Source organism: Acidovorax sp. SRB_24, assembly GCF_012931925.1.
Window position 1 is genome coordinate 1 of sequence record NZ_MWOM01000364.1, and the last position, 248, is coordinate 248.

At 65.7% G+C, this 248-nt stretch carries 1 protein-coding gene; it reads left to right on the forward strand.

Annotation, left to right across the window (positions count from 1 at the left end):
* Positions 1-23: 23 nt before the first annotated feature.
* Positions 24-248 (forward strand): hypothetical protein (locus B2J89_RS22295; protein WP_205763947.1); only part of this gene is annotated, 225 nt, incomplete at its 3' end.

Here is a 248-nt window from a genome sequence, read left to right on the forward strand (position 1 = left end):
AGGCCGCTGCGGCCCAAAAGTCCGTGGCCGCCAAGAAGTCAGCACCGGCGAAAAAGGCGACAAACCCTGCGAAGAAGGCCGCAGCTCCTGCGAAGAAGGCCGCAGCTCCTGCGAAGAAGGCCGCAGCTCCTGCGAAGAAGGCCGCAGCCCCTGCGAAGAAGGCTGCGGCTCCTGAGAAGAAGGCTGCGGCTCCTGCCAAGAAGGCCGCTGCGCCGGCGAAAAAGACCGCCACCGCGAAGAAGGCTGCA